General features: G+C 72.7%; 17 protein-coding genes, 1 other RNA gene and 1 pseudogene. 9 read left to right on the top strand and 10 right to left on the bottom strand.

What is annotated here, in order from left to right; translation table 11 throughout:
• A complete protein-coding gene (locus OG294_RS28845) occupies positions 1-1473 on the bottom strand; it encodes a DUF2079 domain-containing protein (protein ID WP_327069465.1) in 1473 nt (490 codons plus the stop codon).
• A 229-nt stretch (positions 1474-1702) separates the two neighbouring features.
• On the opposite strand from OG294_RS28845, the gene OG294_RS28840 reads away from it, so the two are divergent.
• Together OG294_RS28840 and hemC are read left to right on the top strand one after the other, a co-directional pair.
• Positions 1703-2656, top strand: coding sequence for an IS481 family transposase (locus OG294_RS28840; protein WP_327069464.1), 954 nt, complete (start codon positions 1703-1705; stop codon positions 2654-2656).
• 9 nt (positions 2657-2665) lie between these two features.
• On the top strand, positions 2666-3610 hold the full coding sequence (gene hemC, locus OG294_RS28835) for a hydroxymethylbilane synthase (RefSeq protein ID WP_327069463.1): 945 nt from the start codon (positions 2666-2668) through the stop codon (positions 3608-3610).
• A gap of 76 nt (positions 3611-3686) precedes the next feature.
• Here the strand turns inward: hemC and OG294_RS28830 are convergent, their stop codons facing one another.
• Both OG294_RS28830 and OG294_RS28825 read right to left on the bottom strand, forming a co-directional pair.
• Positions 3687-4208 (bottom strand): DUF3761 domain-containing protein, encoded by a 522-nt coding sequence (locus OG294_RS28830; RefSeq protein WP_327069462.1) that lies wholly within the window; start codon positions 4206-4208, stop codon positions 3687-3689.
• Positions 4209-4327: 119 nt separating this feature from the next.
• Positions 4328-4495 carry a hypothetical protein gene (locus OG294_RS28825; RefSeq protein ID WP_327069461.1) on the bottom strand — a complete coding sequence of 56 codons (168 nt, stop codon included), beginning with the start codon at positions 4493-4495 and terminating at the stop codon, positions 4328-4330.
• Between the two features lie 241 nt (positions 4496-4736).
• On the opposite strand from OG294_RS28825, the gene OG294_RS28820 reads away from it, so the two are divergent.
• The 5 genes from OG294_RS28820 to OG294_RS28800 all read left to right on the top strand — a co-directional run bounded on the left by OG294_RS28820 (position 4737) and on the right by OG294_RS28800 (position 8724).
• On the top strand, positions 4737-5219 hold the full coding sequence (locus OG294_RS28820; protein WP_327069460.1) for an NUDIX domain-containing protein: 483 nt from the start codon (positions 4737-4739) through the stop codon (positions 5217-5219).
• The gene (locus OG294_RS28815; RefSeq protein WP_327069459.1) at positions 5216-5749 is read left to right on the top strand and encodes a hypothetical protein; all 534 of its coding nucleotides are present in this window, start codon (positions 5216-5218) and stop codon (positions 5747-5749) included. The genes OG294_RS28820 and OG294_RS28815 overlap by 4 nt, the downstream gene beginning before the upstream one ends.
• A gap of 42 nt (positions 5750-5791) precedes the next feature.
• Positions 5792-6832: an NAD(P)-dependent oxidoreductase gene (locus tag OG294_RS28810; protein WP_327069458.1), complete on the top strand. Its 1041-nt coding sequence runs from the start codon at positions 5792-5794 to the stop codon at positions 6830-6832.
• Between the two features lie 135 nt (positions 6833-6967).
• Entirely contained in the window at positions 6968-7390 is a 423-nt protein-coding gene (locus OG294_RS28805) for a hypothetical protein (RefSeq protein WP_327069457.1), read from the top strand.
• On the top strand, positions 7390-8724 hold the full coding sequence (locus tag OG294_RS28800; RefSeq protein ID WP_327069456.1) for a WXG100-like domain-containing protein: 1335 nt from the start codon (positions 7390-7392) through the stop codon (positions 8722-8724). Before OG294_RS28805 ends, OG294_RS28800 begins: the two co-directional genes overlap by 1 nt.
• Here the strand turns inward: OG294_RS28800 and OG294_RS28795 are convergent.
• The 3 genes and pseudogenes from OG294_RS28795 to OG294_RS28785 all read right to left on the bottom strand — a co-directional run.
• A pseudogene (locus OG294_RS28795) lies at positions 8696-8896 on the bottom strand (hypothetical protein); the annotation flags it as partial. The gene OG294_RS28800 and the pseudogene OG294_RS28795 sit on opposite strands and share 29 nt — an antisense overlap.
• 74 nt (positions 8897-8970) lie before the next feature.
• Complete coding sequence (locus OG294_RS28790) at positions 8971-9804, bottom strand: GH25 family lysozyme (RefSeq protein WP_327069455.1); 834 nt, start codon at positions 9802-9804, stop codon at positions 8971-8973.
• 270 nt (positions 9805-10074) lie between these two features.
• The gene (locus tag OG294_RS28785; protein ID WP_327069454.1) at positions 10075-10290 is read right to left on the bottom strand and encodes a hypothetical protein; all 216 of its coding nucleotides are present in this window, start codon (positions 10288-10290) and stop codon (positions 10075-10077) included.
• A 146-nt stretch (positions 10291-10436) separates the two neighbouring features.
• Here OG294_RS28785 and OG294_RS28780 point away from each other — a divergent pair, with 146 nt between their 5' ends.
• Positions 10437-10838: a MauE/DoxX family redox-associated membrane protein gene (locus OG294_RS28780; RefSeq protein ID WP_327069453.1), complete on the top strand. Its 402-nt coding sequence runs from the start codon at positions 10437-10439 to the stop codon at positions 10836-10838.
• A gap of 456 nt (positions 10839-11294) precedes the next feature.
• Here the strand turns inward: OG294_RS28780 and OG294_RS28775 are convergent, their stop codons facing one another.
• The gene (locus OG294_RS28775; RefSeq protein ID WP_327069452.1) at positions 11295-11531 is read right to left on the bottom strand and encodes a hypothetical protein; all 237 of its coding nucleotides are present in this window, start codon (positions 11529-11531) and stop codon (positions 11295-11297) included.
• Between OG294_RS28775 and OG294_RS28770 the strand changes: the two genes are divergently transcribed.
• Positions 11524-12018, top strand: coding sequence for a hypothetical protein (locus OG294_RS28770; protein WP_327069451.1), 495 nt, complete (start codon positions 11524-11526; stop codon positions 12016-12018). The two genes, OG294_RS28775 and OG294_RS28770, sit on opposite strands and share 8 nt — an antisense overlap.
• 83 nt (positions 12019-12101) lie before the next feature.
• Here OG294_RS28770 and rnpB read toward each other — a convergent pair.
• The 3 genes from rnpB to OG294_RS28755 all read right to left on the bottom strand — a co-directional run bounded on the left by rnpB (position 12102) and on the right by OG294_RS28755 (position 14562).
• Positions 12102-12507, bottom strand: an RNA gene (gene rnpB / locus OG294_RS28765) — RNase P RNA component class A.
• A gap of 13 nt (positions 12508-12520) precedes the next feature.
• Positions 12521-14017 carry a DHA2 family efflux MFS transporter permease subunit gene (locus OG294_RS28760; protein ID WP_327069450.1) on the bottom strand — a complete coding sequence of 499 codons (1497 nt, stop codon included), beginning with the start codon at positions 14015-14017 and terminating at the stop codon, positions 12521-12523.
• A 68-nt stretch (positions 14018-14085) separates the two neighbouring features.
• The gene (locus OG294_RS28755) at positions 14086-14562 is read right to left on the bottom strand and encodes an SRPBCC family protein (protein WP_327069449.1); all 477 of its coding nucleotides are present in this window, start codon (positions 14560-14562) and stop codon (positions 14086-14088) included.
• Positions 14563-14651 lie beyond the last annotated feature (89 nt).

The following is a 14651-nucleotide window of genomic DNA, read 5'->3' as shown; positions in this document are numbered from 1 at the left end:
CTACTGGCGTTGCAGCACGACCACCTGGTCGCGGCTGAAGACCACCTTGTAGGTCGAGCCCGGGTGCAGGGCCGCGCCGTACCCGGGCAGGTCGGTCGGGCCGCCCGCCCAGCCGGCCAGGTCGATGCAGAGGTAGTCGGGGGCCGGCTGCTTGGCGCCGCCGAGCCAGTAGGCGTCGTCGCGCGCCGCCAGCCGGGCCAGCGGTGCCATCGAGGCCTCGACCCGCACGTTCGGCGGGATCTGCGCGATCGCCGCGCGCAGCGCCGCCGCGTGCTCCCCGCCGCTCCAGGCGCCCGGGTCGGCGAGGCCGCCGAGCCCGACCGGCAGGCTCACCGTGCAGGCCACCGCGATCCCGAGGCTGGCGGGCACCATGCCCTCGGCGAACCCCTTGAGCACCGAGTGCTCGGCCCGGCGGATCCGGGCGACGGCGTCCACCAGGGCCAGGAAGAGGATCGGCATCAGGGTCGCGTTGTAGTGCCAGTCCGGGCCCCAGAACATCGGGTTGGCGGAGCCGAACCGCCAGGCCAGGGTGGGCAGCGCGAGCACCAGCAGCGGCGAGCGCAGTGCCAGGAAGCCGACGATGCCCAGCAGCCAGCCGACCGTCTTCCACACCGTCAGCCGGGTGAACGGGCCGCTCAGCACCTGCCACAGGTGCGGGTGCTCGCCGCCCGGCAGTTTGGACCAGTAGTCGAACTGGTGGTGCGGGTTGAAGTGCGGGATCAGCAGCAGGATGGTCAGCGCGGTGAAGACCACGCCGAAGACGAGCAGCACGGTGCCGGTGTACCAACGGCGCGCGCGCAGCACCAGCACCACGCCGACCGCCGCGGCCGTCAGCCCGAGGTCCTCCTTGACCAGCACCAGCGGCATCGCCCACCAGGCGGCCCGCTCCCAGTTGCCGAGCAGGATCTGACGGCACACCAGCGCGAGCAGCGGAACGGCGAAGGCGATCTCGTGGAACTCCGCGTCGATCGCGCGCTGCAGGCCCCAGGAGAGGCCGTACGCGGTGCCGATCAGCAGCCCGCGGCTGGTCGAGCCGCCGAGCACCCGGGCGGCGGTGTCCGAGACCACCCCCACCGACCAGGCGAACAGCGCCGCCTGCGCGAGCAGCAGGGTGGCGGCCGAGGGGACCAGCCAGAAGGCGGGCGCGAGCAGCGCCAGGATCGGCGACCAGTGGTCGCCCAGGGCGTTGAACCCCTGCCCCTTTATCGAGACCACCGGAGCGTGCAGGTGCGCGTAGCCCTTGACCACTTCGGTGAAGATGCCGAGGTCCCAGGAGGGCGAGCCGAAGCGCTCGTAGCGCACCAGCGCGAGCAGGCCGTAGCCGATCAGGAAGGCCAGCGCGAGCAGCAGGTGCGGCCGGCTGCCGCCCAGCTTGGCCAGGCCGCCGGCGCGCGCGGCACGCGCCACCCGCACCGCCCGGCCCCAGCTGGGGACGCGCTGGATCGGGATCGCGCTCTCGCGTGTCTCGGCCATGCCGGTGCCTTCCGATTGAATGTACGAAAGAGGCACGCTATCGCGAGCCGGATCGAACGGCACGGTCACGCCAGGAAACAGCCCGCACGTCCACCCCTTGGGGCACGCCCTAGGTGTACTGACCACGGAGGTTGGTGACAGAGCTCACGGCGTGGTGATCTTGAAATGAGTGAGGGCCTTCTGGCTCGGTGTGGATTGCGACATCTACCCGGCACCCAGAAAGGCCCTCATGCCACACCGTAACGCACCCCTGACCGAGACCGGACGCCTGCGCCTGGCCCGCTGCGTGGTCGAGGACGGCTGGCCCCTGCGCCGGGCCGCCGAACGCTTCCAGGTCTCGCCGACCACGGCCAAGCGCTGGGCCGACCGCTACCGTGCGCTCGGCGAGGCCGGGATGGTCGACCTCTCCAGCCGGCCCCACCACAGCCCCCGCCGGACCCCGACCCGCACCGAGCGGCGGATCATCAAGGTCCGCGTCCTGCGGCGCTGGGGCCCGGCCCGCATCGCCTACCTCCTGCGACTCAACCCGGCCACCGTGCACCGGGTCCTGACCCGCTACCGCCTCGCCCGCCTGGCCCACCTGGACCGCGCCACAAGTCGGCCGATCCGACGCTACGAACACAGCGCGCCGGGCGAGTTGGTCCACGTCGACATCAAGAAGCTCGGCAACATCCCCGACGGCGGCGGCCACAAAACCCTGGGCCGCCAGGCCGGCCGCAAGACCCGCTCCGCAGTCGGATACAGCTACCTCCACAACGCCGTCGACGACCACTCCCGCCTGGCCTACAGCGAGATCCTGGCCGACGAACGCAAGGACACCGCCGCAGCGTTCTGGACCCGGGCGAACGAGTTCTTCGCCCGGGCCGGGATCACCGTGAAGCGCGTGCTGACCGACAACGGCTCCTGCTACAAGTCCCACCCCTGGCGCGACGTCCTCGCGGCGGCCGGGATCACCCACAAGCGCACCCGGCCCTACCGCCCGCAGACCAACGGCAAGGTCGAACGCTTCAACCGCACCCTGCTCGACGAGTGGGCCTACGCAAGGCCCTACCGCACCGAGCAGGAACGACGCGACGCCTACCCCACCTGGCTCCACACCTACAATCACCACCGCGGACACACCGCACTCGCAGGCAAGCCACCCGCCAGCCGCGTCCCCAACCTCACGGGTCAGAACACCTAGGCTGGATGCATGCCTTCCTCATCGCTGCCCGCAGTGCTCCGGATCGTCTCCCGCTCCTCCCCCATGGCGCTCGCCCAGGTGGAGCGGTTCCGCACCGAACTCGCCGTGCTGCACCCGGGGATCCGCACCGAGGTGGTCCCCGTCAGCACCGCCGGCGACCGCTGGACGGGCGCGCTCTCCGCGCTCGGCGGCAAGGGCGCGTTCACCAAGGAGGTGGACGCCGCGCTGCTCGCGGGCGAGGCGGACGTCGCGGTGCACTGCGTCAAGGACGTGCCCGCCGACCGGCCGCTGCCGGCCGGCACCGTCTTCGCCGCCGTGTTGCGCCGCGACGACCTGCGCGACGCGCTGGTTCACCCCGGCGGCCTGACTCTCGATCAGCTGCCCCCCGGCAGCCGGATCGGCACCTCCTCGGTCCGCCGGGTCGCCCAACTGGCCGTCAGCCACCCCCATCTGAGCTGCGTGCCGATGCGCGGCAACGCCAACAGCCGGCTGGCGAAGCTCGCCGCGGGCGAGGCCGACGCCCTGCTGCTGGCCGCCAGCGGACTCGCCCGGATCGGCGAGGAGCAGCAGATCAGCGAGGTGCTGAGCCTGGAGGCGATGTGCCCGCCGATCGGCGCCGGCGTGCTGGCGCTGCAGTGCCGCGAGGAGGACACCAGCACCATCGAGGCGGTGCGCGCGCTGAACGACGAGGCCACCTGGCGGGAGACCACCGCCGAGCGGATGTTCCTGCACGTGCTCCAGGGCCACTGCAACAGCCCGATCGCCGGCTTCGCGCGCGCCGAGCGGGACGGCCGGCTCTCGCTGCGCGGGCGGGTCTTCTCGCCGGACGGCAAGAGCGTGCTGGACGCCCACGAGTGGGCCGGGCCGCTGGACCCGGCCACCCTGGGGACCTCGGTGGCGGTGGCACTGCTGCGGCAGGGCGCGCGCGAGCTGATCGACAGCATCCCGCACTGAGCGCACCCGGCCGGCCACCCCGTCGCGGTGGACCGGCCGGACAGGGCCTGTCCGGCCGGTGTTCGCCGGACAGGCCCTACTTGAACCAGTGGCGGACGCCGTGGTGCTGCGAGCAGGTGCCCTGGAAGTGCGCGGAGTCGGAGGTGCTGCCGTCGGCGCACTCGGCGGTCTCGCCCGAGTGCGCCGGGGTCAGGCCGAGGTCCCAGCCGCAGTCGCCGGTGGTGTGCGAGGCGCAGCTGCCGGCGGGGGCCTTGGTCTGCGCCGGGGGCTGCGACGTCGGCTCGGCCGCGGGCCCGGTGGGCTCGGCCGGCTTCGTCGGCGGTGCGACCGGGGCGGACGGCCGGCTGGTGGGCGAGTGCGTCGGCTGGTGGCTCGGGGCCGCCGCGGTCGGGGCCGCCGGGCTCGCGCTCGTCGGCGTGGGTGCGGGTGCCGACGAGGCGGGCGCGGGCGCCTGAGCCGTCGTCCGCGTGGCTGCCGCCTGCGGCTTCGCCGTGTCCGTCGCGTCCGGGTCGCACCCCGCCGTCAGCAGCACCGCCGCCACCGCGCCGGCCGCGATCCAGCCGCCGGCCCTGCGCGGACCCTTCGTCCAGTTCCCCACTGGTCCCCCACCCCTCGTACGTTTCTCGGACATCATTGCGTCCGATCTTCATACTTTATTAAGGGGTATCGGCACCACCCTTCACCCGGTCACCGATCGGTCACACCGCGCACCGCCCGCTACTCCCCCTCCCGGCGGTGCTCCTCCGCCGCCTCGGCCACGCCCGCCTCGTGCCCGGCCGCGTAGACCCGGCGCACGAAGTCGGCGGCCTGTTCCTGCGTCAGGTCGCTGGTCAGTGTCATCAGCTCGTCAGTGAATCGGATCAGCCAGTGCTGTCGGTGTGCCATGCCTCCTATGACACAGCGTCAGATGTCCACCGCGCACGCCGACCTCACCCGTTCGGGGGTTCGAGCCCCGTACGCGGCACCGATCCGCGAGACTGACCGCCACCATGCCCCGCGAGGCGCAGCCGACACTCTGGGAACCCTGGGAGCAGCCGATGCCGACCGCCCAGCACCTGCCGATGATTCAGCACATCCAGCAGACGCTGTCCGACTATCTGACCCACCATCCGAGCAGCACGCCGAGTTGGCCCCCGCGCTGGCACTGGCCGCCGAGTTGGCCGCCACCCCCGGCGCCGACCCGGCCGAGCACTTCACGGTCAGCACGGCCGTCCAGGGCCCCGGCGGCGTGGTCCTCTACCTGCACCACCGCGCCCAGGCGGCCTGGCTGCTGCCCGGCGGACACCTGGACACCGCCGACGGCTCGCTGCTCGCCGCCGCCGAGCGCGAGTTGGCCGAGGAGACCGGGATCCGCACGGCGGTGGCGGTCGGGGAGCTGCCGCTGGAGTTCTTCCGGTACGTCAGCCGGCTCACCGGCAGCACGGCCTACCACGCCCGGTTCCGGCACACCGTCGATCCGCTGCCCGACTGCCGGCTCCAGGAGTCGGAGGTGACGGCGGCGCGCTGGATCCCGCTCGCCGAGCTGACCGACCGGCGGCTGCGCGAACGGCTGACCGGGCCCGGCCCGGATGCGGCGGTCGGCCGGGGATCGGCGAGCATGTCCGGATGACCTCCACGTACGCGCACGTCGAACGCGAGCGCCGCTTCCTGCTCGCCGCGCCACCGGACCCCGATGCCGTCACCGCCACCCGCCGGATCACCGACCGCTACCTGGACGGCACCCGGCTGCGGCTGCGCCGGATGGCCTGCGTGGACGACGGCACGGTGGTCCACAAGTTCACCCAGAAGGTGCCCGCCGAACGACCCGGCCCGGTCCAGGGGTTGATCACCAACACGTATCTGACGGCCGCCGAGCACCAGGTGCTCGCCGCCCTCCCCGCGGCGGTCCTGAGCAAGACCCGGCTCAGCGTGCCGCCGCTCGGCATCGACGTCTTCGACCCGCCGCTGCACGGCCTGGTGCTCGCCGAGGCCGAGTTCACCAGCGACGAGGCCGCCGAGGCGTTCCGGCCCCCGGCCGGGGTGGTCGCCGAGGTGACCGCGGACGCGCGCTTCACCGGCGGGCGGCTGGTCCGCACCGAGCGGGCCGAGCTGCTCGGCTGGCTGGCCGGGTACGGGATCGCGGTGCCGGACGGGCGGTAGGGTCGCCCCGCACGGCGACCAACAGGGGCGGGGGCGGATCGCATGGCACGGGTACTGCTGCTGGACGCGGCACCGGGCGAGTTGCTCGGGCGGGAGCTGACCAGGCTGCTCGACCACGGGCTCGCCGTCACGCTCAACCTGCGCCGCATCCCCGCCGCCGAGCGCCCGGCGGTGCGCGCCGCCTGGGGCGGCCGGGTCGGGTTCACCGACTTCGACGCCTTCGACCAGCAGGCGCTGATCGCCGCCACCGTCCAGGACGGGCGAGGGCACGACGCCGTCAAGTCCCGCTCGGGTCCGGCCCTGCGCGCCGCCTTCCTGGCGGCGGCCGCCGACCCGGCGCTGGCGCACCCGCTGCGGGTGATCGGCCGGGCGGGCGCGGGCACCGACCACGTCGACCTGCCCGCCGCCACCGCGCACGGCGTCACCGTGACCCATACGCCCGGCGCCAACGCCGCCGCGGTCGCCGAGTTCGCGCTGGCCCAGCTGCTGACCCTGACCCGTCGGCTGCAGGAGCACAACCGGGCCGCGCACCAAGGGCGCTGGCCGACCGCCGTGGCCCCGGCCGCCGAGCTCTCGGAGCTGACCCTGGGGATCGTCGGCGCCGGACGGATCGGACAGGCGCTCGCCGGGCGGGCCACCGCGCTCGGGATGACCGTGCGGACGCTGGGCCGGGAGGGCGACCCAGGGCCTGCCCTGGCGGCGCTGCTCGCCGCCAGCCAGGTGGTCTCGCTCCACCTGCCGCTGACCGGGCGGACCCGCGGCCTGATCGGCCGGGCCGAGCTGGCGCTGCTGCCGCCCGGGGCGATCCTGCTGAACACCGCGCGCGGCGGCATCGTCGACGAGCAGGCGCTGGCCGAGGCGCTGCGCGATCCGGCGCATCCGCTGGCCGCCGCCGCGGTCGACACCTTCGAGCACGAGCACGCCGCCTTCGCCTCACCGCTCTTCGGCCTGCCGAACGCGCTGCTCACCCCGCACGTGGCGGGGATGACCCGGGGCGCGATGGCCACCGCCGCGCTGCGCTGCGCGGACCAGGTGGCGGCGCTGCTGGCCGGCGCCCGCGCGGGCGTGCCCGTGGCGAACTGAGCCGCGACGGCCGCTGAACGGGCGTCAGCAAGGCGTCAGGAGCGGGGCCATGATCGTTGGGATCTCGTCAAGGGCGGGTGAACCCGGGCTGAACTCCGGTGAGCTGGCGGGGTGCCGAATCCTCCACTGCCCGATGTGCCGTCCCCCACCGGCGGCTATCGCAACGCCCCCACCCAGGACCCGCCGTACAACGGACCGAGCCTTCCGACGCTGCCGAGCCTCGACGGCACCCTGGTCGTCGACTTCGCCCTGATCGGCAAGGCGGGGGCCGACGCGGGCAACGCGGCCGACAGCATGGCCACCGCCTGGACCGCCCTGAGTTCCGCCGCGCTGTTCGGTGCGGCGCCCTGGGGGGACGACGCCGCCCTCGGCCAGGGCTTCGACCAGCAGTTCGCGCAGCCGCGGGACGACCTGCTGAAGGCGATACAGGCGCTGCCCGACACCCTGAAGCACCTCGCCGACGCCCTCGGCGGCGCCCACGCCACGCTCAAGAGCGGCGATGAGCAGAGCAAGGACCTCGCCCGGTCGTTCCTGCCGCCCGGCACCGGAGGCGCATGATGGCGGTCGATGCCCCCCACGCCCACCTGTCACAGGACGTCCAGAACCTGATCATGATCCTGGTGGGCAACCAGTGGCCCACCGGGGACGAGACCTCCCTGCGGACCGAGGCGGCGGCCTGGAGCGCGGCGGGGGCCGCGGTCCGCACCTGCATCCGGGACCTGGCAGACGCCAAGGCCCAGCTCGACCAGGGCCTGACCGGCAGCACCAAGGACGCCTTCGACGCCTATCTCGCCAAGCTCGCCACCGCCGACGACGCCGCGATGCCGCTCATCGCCCAGTGCTGCGACGCCGCCGCCGATGCGCTGGACAACCTGGCGAACGAGATCGAGACGCTGCGGATCGAGATCATCGGCGCGGCGGTGGTCCTCGCCATCCAGTTGGCGATCGATCTCGCGATGTGGATCTTCGGCGGCGCGGCGGCGGCACCCGTGGAGATCGCGATCACCCGGGCCACCGTGCTGGCCTTCCTGCGCAAGGCGATGATCAGCGCGCTGGCCCGGATCGCCGAGTCGGTGCTGGCCCAGGTCGGCTTCGACCTGCTGGCCCAGGTGATCGAACTGGCCCAGGGTCACCGCAAGTCGATCGACGGCAGCGAGCTGAACACGGCGGCCATCAACGGCGCGATCGGCGGCGCGGTCGGCGTCGGCGCCGGATGGCTCGGCAAGGGTCTCGCCAAGGGCCTGGGCAAGGGCCTCGGGAAGGGCTTCACCTCGCTGACCGGCAACGAGGCCGGCAAGTTCGCCAAGGGCGCGGCCGACCTGGTCTGGAACACCGGCTACGGCGCGCTGACCGGGATGGCCGAAGGCGCCGCGCAGGACGCGAGGTGGGGGCTGTCGGGCGACTACGTCTCCGGTGCGGCCAACGGTGCGTTCGGCGGGGCGTGGGGTTCGCGACACGCGGCGATGAACCCCGGGAACAAGTTCTCCCTCTCGCCGGCCGACCACTTCGAGGGCTGGCTGAACGGCAAGCTGGAGGGGCCGCCACCGCCGGCCGGCGGCGGCACCCACGGAGGTGGGGACATCGAGCTCAAGCCGCTGCCGCCACTGCCGCCGCCGGACCTCGACAAGCCGCTCCCGCCGCCACCGATCCCCCGGGCCACCAGGCCCTCGACGTCAGGCGGGCCACAGATCACGGTGCTCGACCCGCCGCCGACCGAGGACGCCCCGCCGACCACCGGTGGCCCTCCCGTGCTGCCGCTCCCGGACTTCGGGCCGGAGCTGCCGACGCACCTGTTCGACCCGACCCCGCCGCCGAGTCCCCGCCCGCATCCGCAGAGCGTCTCGGACTCCGTGCTGGCCGAGCTCAACCCCGGTCCGCACGGCGGCTCCTGAGCTCGTCCCAGGAGATCCCCAGCAGCCGCAGCACCGCCGTCGTGCCCGCGGCGGCGAGGATCACCAGCAGGAACGGCGCCCGGCGCCAGGCCAGCACGCCACCCACCAGCACGCCGAGCGGGCGGGCGAATCCGGCCGGGCCGTGGCCGGCGAAGAGGGAGAAGGTCGCCACCCTGATCTCCGAACACAGCTGACCGGCCCCGCGGCAGCGCGGGGCCGGTCAGGTACGGGGCCGGCGGCGGACCGTCAGGTGACGGGCGCGGTCCAGGCCGCCGACCAGGTCTGCGGACCGACGACGCCGTCCACCTGGAGCCCCTTCTCCTGCTGGAACTGACGGCAGATCGAGTCGCTCTGCTGGCCGTAGTAGCCGTCCACGCCGATCGACCAGCCGCGGTCCGCCATCCGCTGCTGCCAGACCCGGACGTTGTTGTCGTGCAGCAGCGGGTCCTGCAGCCGCAGGTACTCCCCGGGCCAGGCCGGCGCGCTCGGCTGGGGTGCGAACGACAGAGCCCAGGAGCGCAGTTGGTCGGTGCTGTCGAGGTGGCAGTAGTCCTTGTCCGCGTCCCCGGTGTCGTCGTACTGGTGGAAGAGCCAGTTGGCCGTGATCCCCGGCTGACCGGCCGGCACCCCGGCGGTGGCGATCCACAGGAAGTCCTGGAAGAACCCGCTGGTGTCGACGTTCTGCCAGTAGTCCAGGTTGCAGTACAGACCGACCGGGCTGTGCGGCAGCCGCCCCTTGACGTACCGCAGCCAGGTGTCCTTGTAGCTCACCTGCGTGCTCGACGCGACGCCTCTGTTGGCTGCGTCGTAGCCCTCCCAGTCCAGGCAGACCAGCTCGCCCTGCTCCGGCTGCACCAGCGAGAGGAAGTAATCGGCCTCCGTCTGCGGCGAGTCGGCCATGTCGGGGTAGTGGTAGTACCCGACCACGAGCCCCGCCCCGCGCGCGTGGTCGCGCTGCGCGGTCCACTCGGGATTGGTGTAGCTGGTGCCCTGGCTGACCTTGACGAATGCGAAGCTCAGGCCGGTCGTGTCCGGCGTGGCCGACTGGTAGCTTGCCCAGTCCTGACCGTAGATCCCCAACGGACTCCTCCGTCTTCGGCGACCCTGGCCGCCCGGCACCGCGCCCGCGGCGCACTCGCACCGTACGGTTCGCGGCGTCGGCCCGGCTGCTGACGTGGTCTGTATGCCCACCTGTCAGCCCGCCACGCGCGGGCGCACGCTGCCGGTACGCCAACGTCGGAGACCGCCCGTCCTGGCGGAAACGCCCTGTTCTGATCCCTTCCCGTGAATCCGTCTCCCGGGCGGGACCGGATGTCCCGCCCGGGAGACGGATTCAGTGGGCCACCGGGCTCAGCTGTTGTTCGGGCAGCAGTACGGCATGGTCTCCCAGCCGGCACAGAAGGCGCTGTCCCAACACTTGTAGACGCTGGCCCGACCGGGGCTGTATGCGCCACAGGTCGAGTCGGTGATGCACCGGCTGTCCTTCACCCACCAGGTCGCCTCGGCGGTGACCTTCGGGGCCACGGCGTTGGCCATGCGGTCCGCGATGCGCTGAAGAGTACGCATGCGCTCTCCTCTCCTCAGGGACCGCAGGGCGCGGTCCGGTGCTCGGACGCTAGGCGGTCGGTGTCGAGGGATCGTTCGGGTGCTTCTGAATCTTTCGCGAATGCGGTCGCCCTAGGCTGCGGCGGACCGGGAAGAGGAGGTCGTCCGTGTTCTGCACTGCTGTTGCCTGCAGGAGTCTGCTCGCGCTGGTCTTCGGCGTGTCGGTCTTCTCGAAGCTGCGCAGCCGCCATGCGTTCGCCGGCTTCGTCGCCGGCGCCCGGGCGCTGCTGCCCGCGCCGGTACCCGCCGGGCTGCCCGTGCTCGGCGCCGCGGTCGCGGCCGAGGCCGCCGCGGCCGTGCTGACCGTCCTGCCGTGGACGGCACCGGCCGGTCTGACCCTGTCCTGCGGGCTGCTGATCGTCTTCAGCTGGGCGATCGCGGCGGCCCTGCGGCGCGGCGCACCGCCGCCGTGCCCGGCAACGGGGCCACCGGTGCGCCGGACTGCGCCGGGCCCAGACCCGGCAACACGATCCACCTCGGTGACGGCACCACCGAGAACCGCGTCGTGAACGCCAACTCCAACACCAACCAGTGGGTCAGCCTCGGGGTGTTCAACTTCGCGGCCACCGGCAACGACATCCAGGGCGTCGAGCTGAGCAACTTCACCCAGGACGGTACCGGCGCGAGCGGCGACGACATCGCCTGGGACGCCGCCTACTTCCAGCCGCTGCCCCTCGCCTGGTCCCGTCAGGGCGTCCTGCCGGACAGCGTCAACTCCATCGGGACCCGGGCGGACACCGGTGACTCCACGATGGAATACCACCTGATCGGAGTTCGCCCAGCTCGACCAGGGCTACCTGGACGCGAACACCACGCTCGTCACGCTCTCGGTCGGCGGCAACGACGCGCGGTTCATCGACGTGGTCAAGAACTGCATCCTCAACATCGCCTTCAGCGACTGCGCGAACACGACGCTGAGCGGCGACACCGCTCCCCTCGGTCAGGCCGAGCCCAACATCATCAACTCACAGGTCCACGACTCGGTCCTGCTCGACCTCCAGGAGATCCACAAGCGCGCACCCAATGCCAGGATCGTCCTCATGGGCCATCCGCCGCTCTTCGAGAACCACGGGAACTGCCTCCACAGTCGTTCCATCCACCGCCAACGGTGCGACCCTGTACGGGCAGGCTCTCACCCAGACCCTCAACAGCACGGGCAAGTAGTTGACCAAGCGCTCCAAGCGGACCGCCGCGGTGATCATCGGCATACTCTGCCTGGTCACCGCGGCGGTCGCCGGCCTCGTCCACGTCATCGACCGGTTCACCCGGACCGGTGGTGATCTCGCGTACGCACACGCCAAGACGGCGGCCCGCTCGATCGCCCACCAGGTCCAGCAGGACTTCGACAGGTCCGCGGCGGCGGACAGCGCGTCCGACCGCACGGCGGTGGCGCAAGGCCTGGTGAAGTCCGTCCCCCAAGGACAGCAGGGCAACGGCCTCGTCTTCGCCACCGGCAGCGACGGAGCCACCAGCAGTGTCTCCTTCGCGGTCGACGCCCACGCGTCCAGTCCCGACACGATGGGGGCCGGCGAAGCCGAGTCCTCGATCCGCCTGTGCGTCAAGCTCTCCTGGAACAGCGGGGCGGACAAGCCCTCACGGCTGAGCGACACTCCCTGCCCGGCAGATCTGCAGCCGGGCGGCAAGGGGGAGCCCGGGTACGTCTCCAGGCTCGTCACCCTGTCCGACTGAATCGACGGCTGCCGCAGGGGCCGGAACGGACCTGTGGCAGCCGTCAGTCGGGCGTGCGCCCTGAACTGCGGCGGTACAGGAGGCGGTTGAGTCGGCCTGTACGCCGGGTTCTGTCTCCCGGGGTGCTTGCGCGGCCCGGGGAGGCGGTCATCCATCTAGGGCTGCCGTTGCCGACAGCCTCGTGCGGTCTACCCGCGAGCTCGGGCGAGCAGCCCTCGAACACCCGCGCACGGTGCCCGAGGGCACCGATCTTGACCTTGCTCCGAGTGGGGTTTACCGAGCCGGCCGAGTCACCTCGGTCGCTGGTGGTCTCTTACACCACCGTTTCACCCTTACCCGCCGCCGCTTGCGCGACCACGGGCGGTCTGTTTTCTGTGGCACTGTCCCGCGGGTCACCCCGGGTGGGCGTTACCCACCACCCTGCTCTGTGGAGCCCGGACGTTCCTCGGCGGATCCGTGAGGACCCGTCGCGACCGCCCGGCCGGCTCAACCGCCGTGCTGGCTATCGTAGCCGGTCGGAGGGCGTCGGCCGGACAGCGGGCCGACCCGACGCCGGGGCGGGGGCGGTGGGGTCGAGGCGGGCGGCGACCCGCTCGGCGGTGCCGCGGGCCCAGCCGGTGGTGGTGACCACGCCGAGCAGGGCGATCACCCCGCCGAGGGCGGTGATGATCCACCAGCCGGCGTGGCTGGCCGGGGCCAGGCCGGTGGCCAGCGGGCCCACCACGGCGGCGGTGACCACGGTGCCGATCACCGCGACGCCCAGCGACTGCCCGACCTGGCGGCTGGTCGAGGCGACGGCCGCCGCCACCCCGGCCTGCGCGCGGGGCATGCCGCTGACCGCGGCGTTCGTGATCGGCGCGTTGACCAGGCCGAAGCCGAGCCCGAAGAGGCTGTAGGCGAGCAGCAGCAGGGCGGGCGGCGAGGTGGCGGTCAGCCGGGTGAGCAGCGCCCCGCTGGCGGCCAGCGCGGGACCGGCGATCAGCAGCGGCAGCCGCGGGCCGCGCGAGCCGACGATCCGGCCCGAGATCGGGGCGCAGACCAGCGTGAAGGCGGCGATCGGCAGCGTCCACAGGCCGGCCTCCACCGGGCTGTAGTGGCGCACCTCCTGCAGGTACAGGGTGTTGAGGAAGAGGAAGCCGCCGAGCGAGGCGAAGGCGCAGACCGCGATCACGGTCGCCCCGCTGAACGGCGCGCTGCGGAAGAACCGCAGGTCGAGCAGGGGTTCCCGGCGGCTGCGCTCCCAGAGCGGGAAGGCGATCAGCGCGAGCAGCGCGACCACGGCCAGGGTCAGGATGCCCGGCGAGGTCCAGCCCTGCCCCGGCCCCTCGATGATCGTGGCGGTGCCGGCGCCGAGCGCGACGATCGCCAGCAGCTGGCCGACGGGGTCGAGCCGGCGCGGCTTCGGCGCCCGGGACTCGGGGACGAAGCGGGCGGCCAGCACGAAGGCCAGCAGGCCGATCGGGATGTTGATCAGGAAGATCGAGGGCCAGCCGTAGCTGTCCACCAGCAGGCCGCCGAGCACCGGGCCGAGCGCCATGCTGATGCCGACCACGCCGCCCCAGACCCCGATGGCCTGGGCCCGCTCGCGCGGATCGGTGAAGACGTTGGTGATGATCGACATGGCGACCGGGTTGAGCATCGAGCCGCCGACGGCCTGCACGGCGCGGAAGGCGATCAGCCAGCCGAGGCTCGGGGCGATGCTGCACAGCAGCGACCCGAGCACGAAGAGCAGCAGGCCGAGCTGGAATATCCGGCGCCGCCCGACCCGGTCGGCGACCGAGCCGGAGAGGATCAGCAGCGAGGCCAGCACCAGGGTGTAGGCGGCGATCACCCACTGCAGGCCGGAGGCGGGTGCGTGCAGATCGCGCTGGATGGCGGGGAGCGCGACATTGACGATGGTGTTGTCGAGTCCGACGATCAGCAGGCTCAGACAGCAGATCGCCAGGATCAACAGGCGCCGCCGTCGGGTGAGGGCGGTCGGCTCGGTTACGTCAGTCACTCGGCCATCCTATGCATTCGTAGGATGATTTCGGAATGCCTCCCAGGCAGAGGTATTCACCGGATCCGTCAGCGCGTGCCGGCCAGCGCCTCGCAGTACACCTTCAGCCCGGCCGCCTCCAGGGCGAGGTAGCGCCGGGTCAGGCGCCCGAGCAGCAGCCCGGCGAGCCAGGCGAGCGGCCCGTTCTGCCGCAGCTCCAGGGTGACCTCGGTGCCCCGCGGCTCGGCGGCTCCGCGCGGGTACGGGTACAGCAGGTGCGCCGCCACCGTGCGCACCCCCGGCGCCTGGCTCTGCCAGGTGAACGAGCTCGCCGGCTCGAAGACGGTCACCCGCCACCGGGCACCGGGCAGCCTGGGCTGCTTGACCCAGGCCTCGGACCCGACCCCGAACGAGGAGCCGGCCCCGGCGGGCGCTCCCGGGCGGGACAGGATCCGGACCAGCTCCACCGTCGGCGTCCACTTGCGCCAGCCCTGGACGTCGGACAGCACGGCCCAGACCGCCTGCGGCGAGGCGAGGATCTCGACCTGCTCGATGTATCTCGGCATCGTGCACCCCCTCGCCTCCATGGTAGGGAGCCGGTTGGCGGGCCCGGTAGATTTGCACGGCACCATCCGCACCGCTGGAGCACGAAACC

The sequence above is a fragment of the Kitasatospora sp. NBC_01302 genome, from assembly GCF_035976515.1.
In the GTDB taxonomy this organism is placed as follows: domain Bacteria; phylum Actinomycetota; class Actinomycetes; order Streptomycetales; family Streptomycetaceae; genus Kitasatospora.
This window is presented reverse-complemented; position numbering and strand designations above follow the sequence as displayed.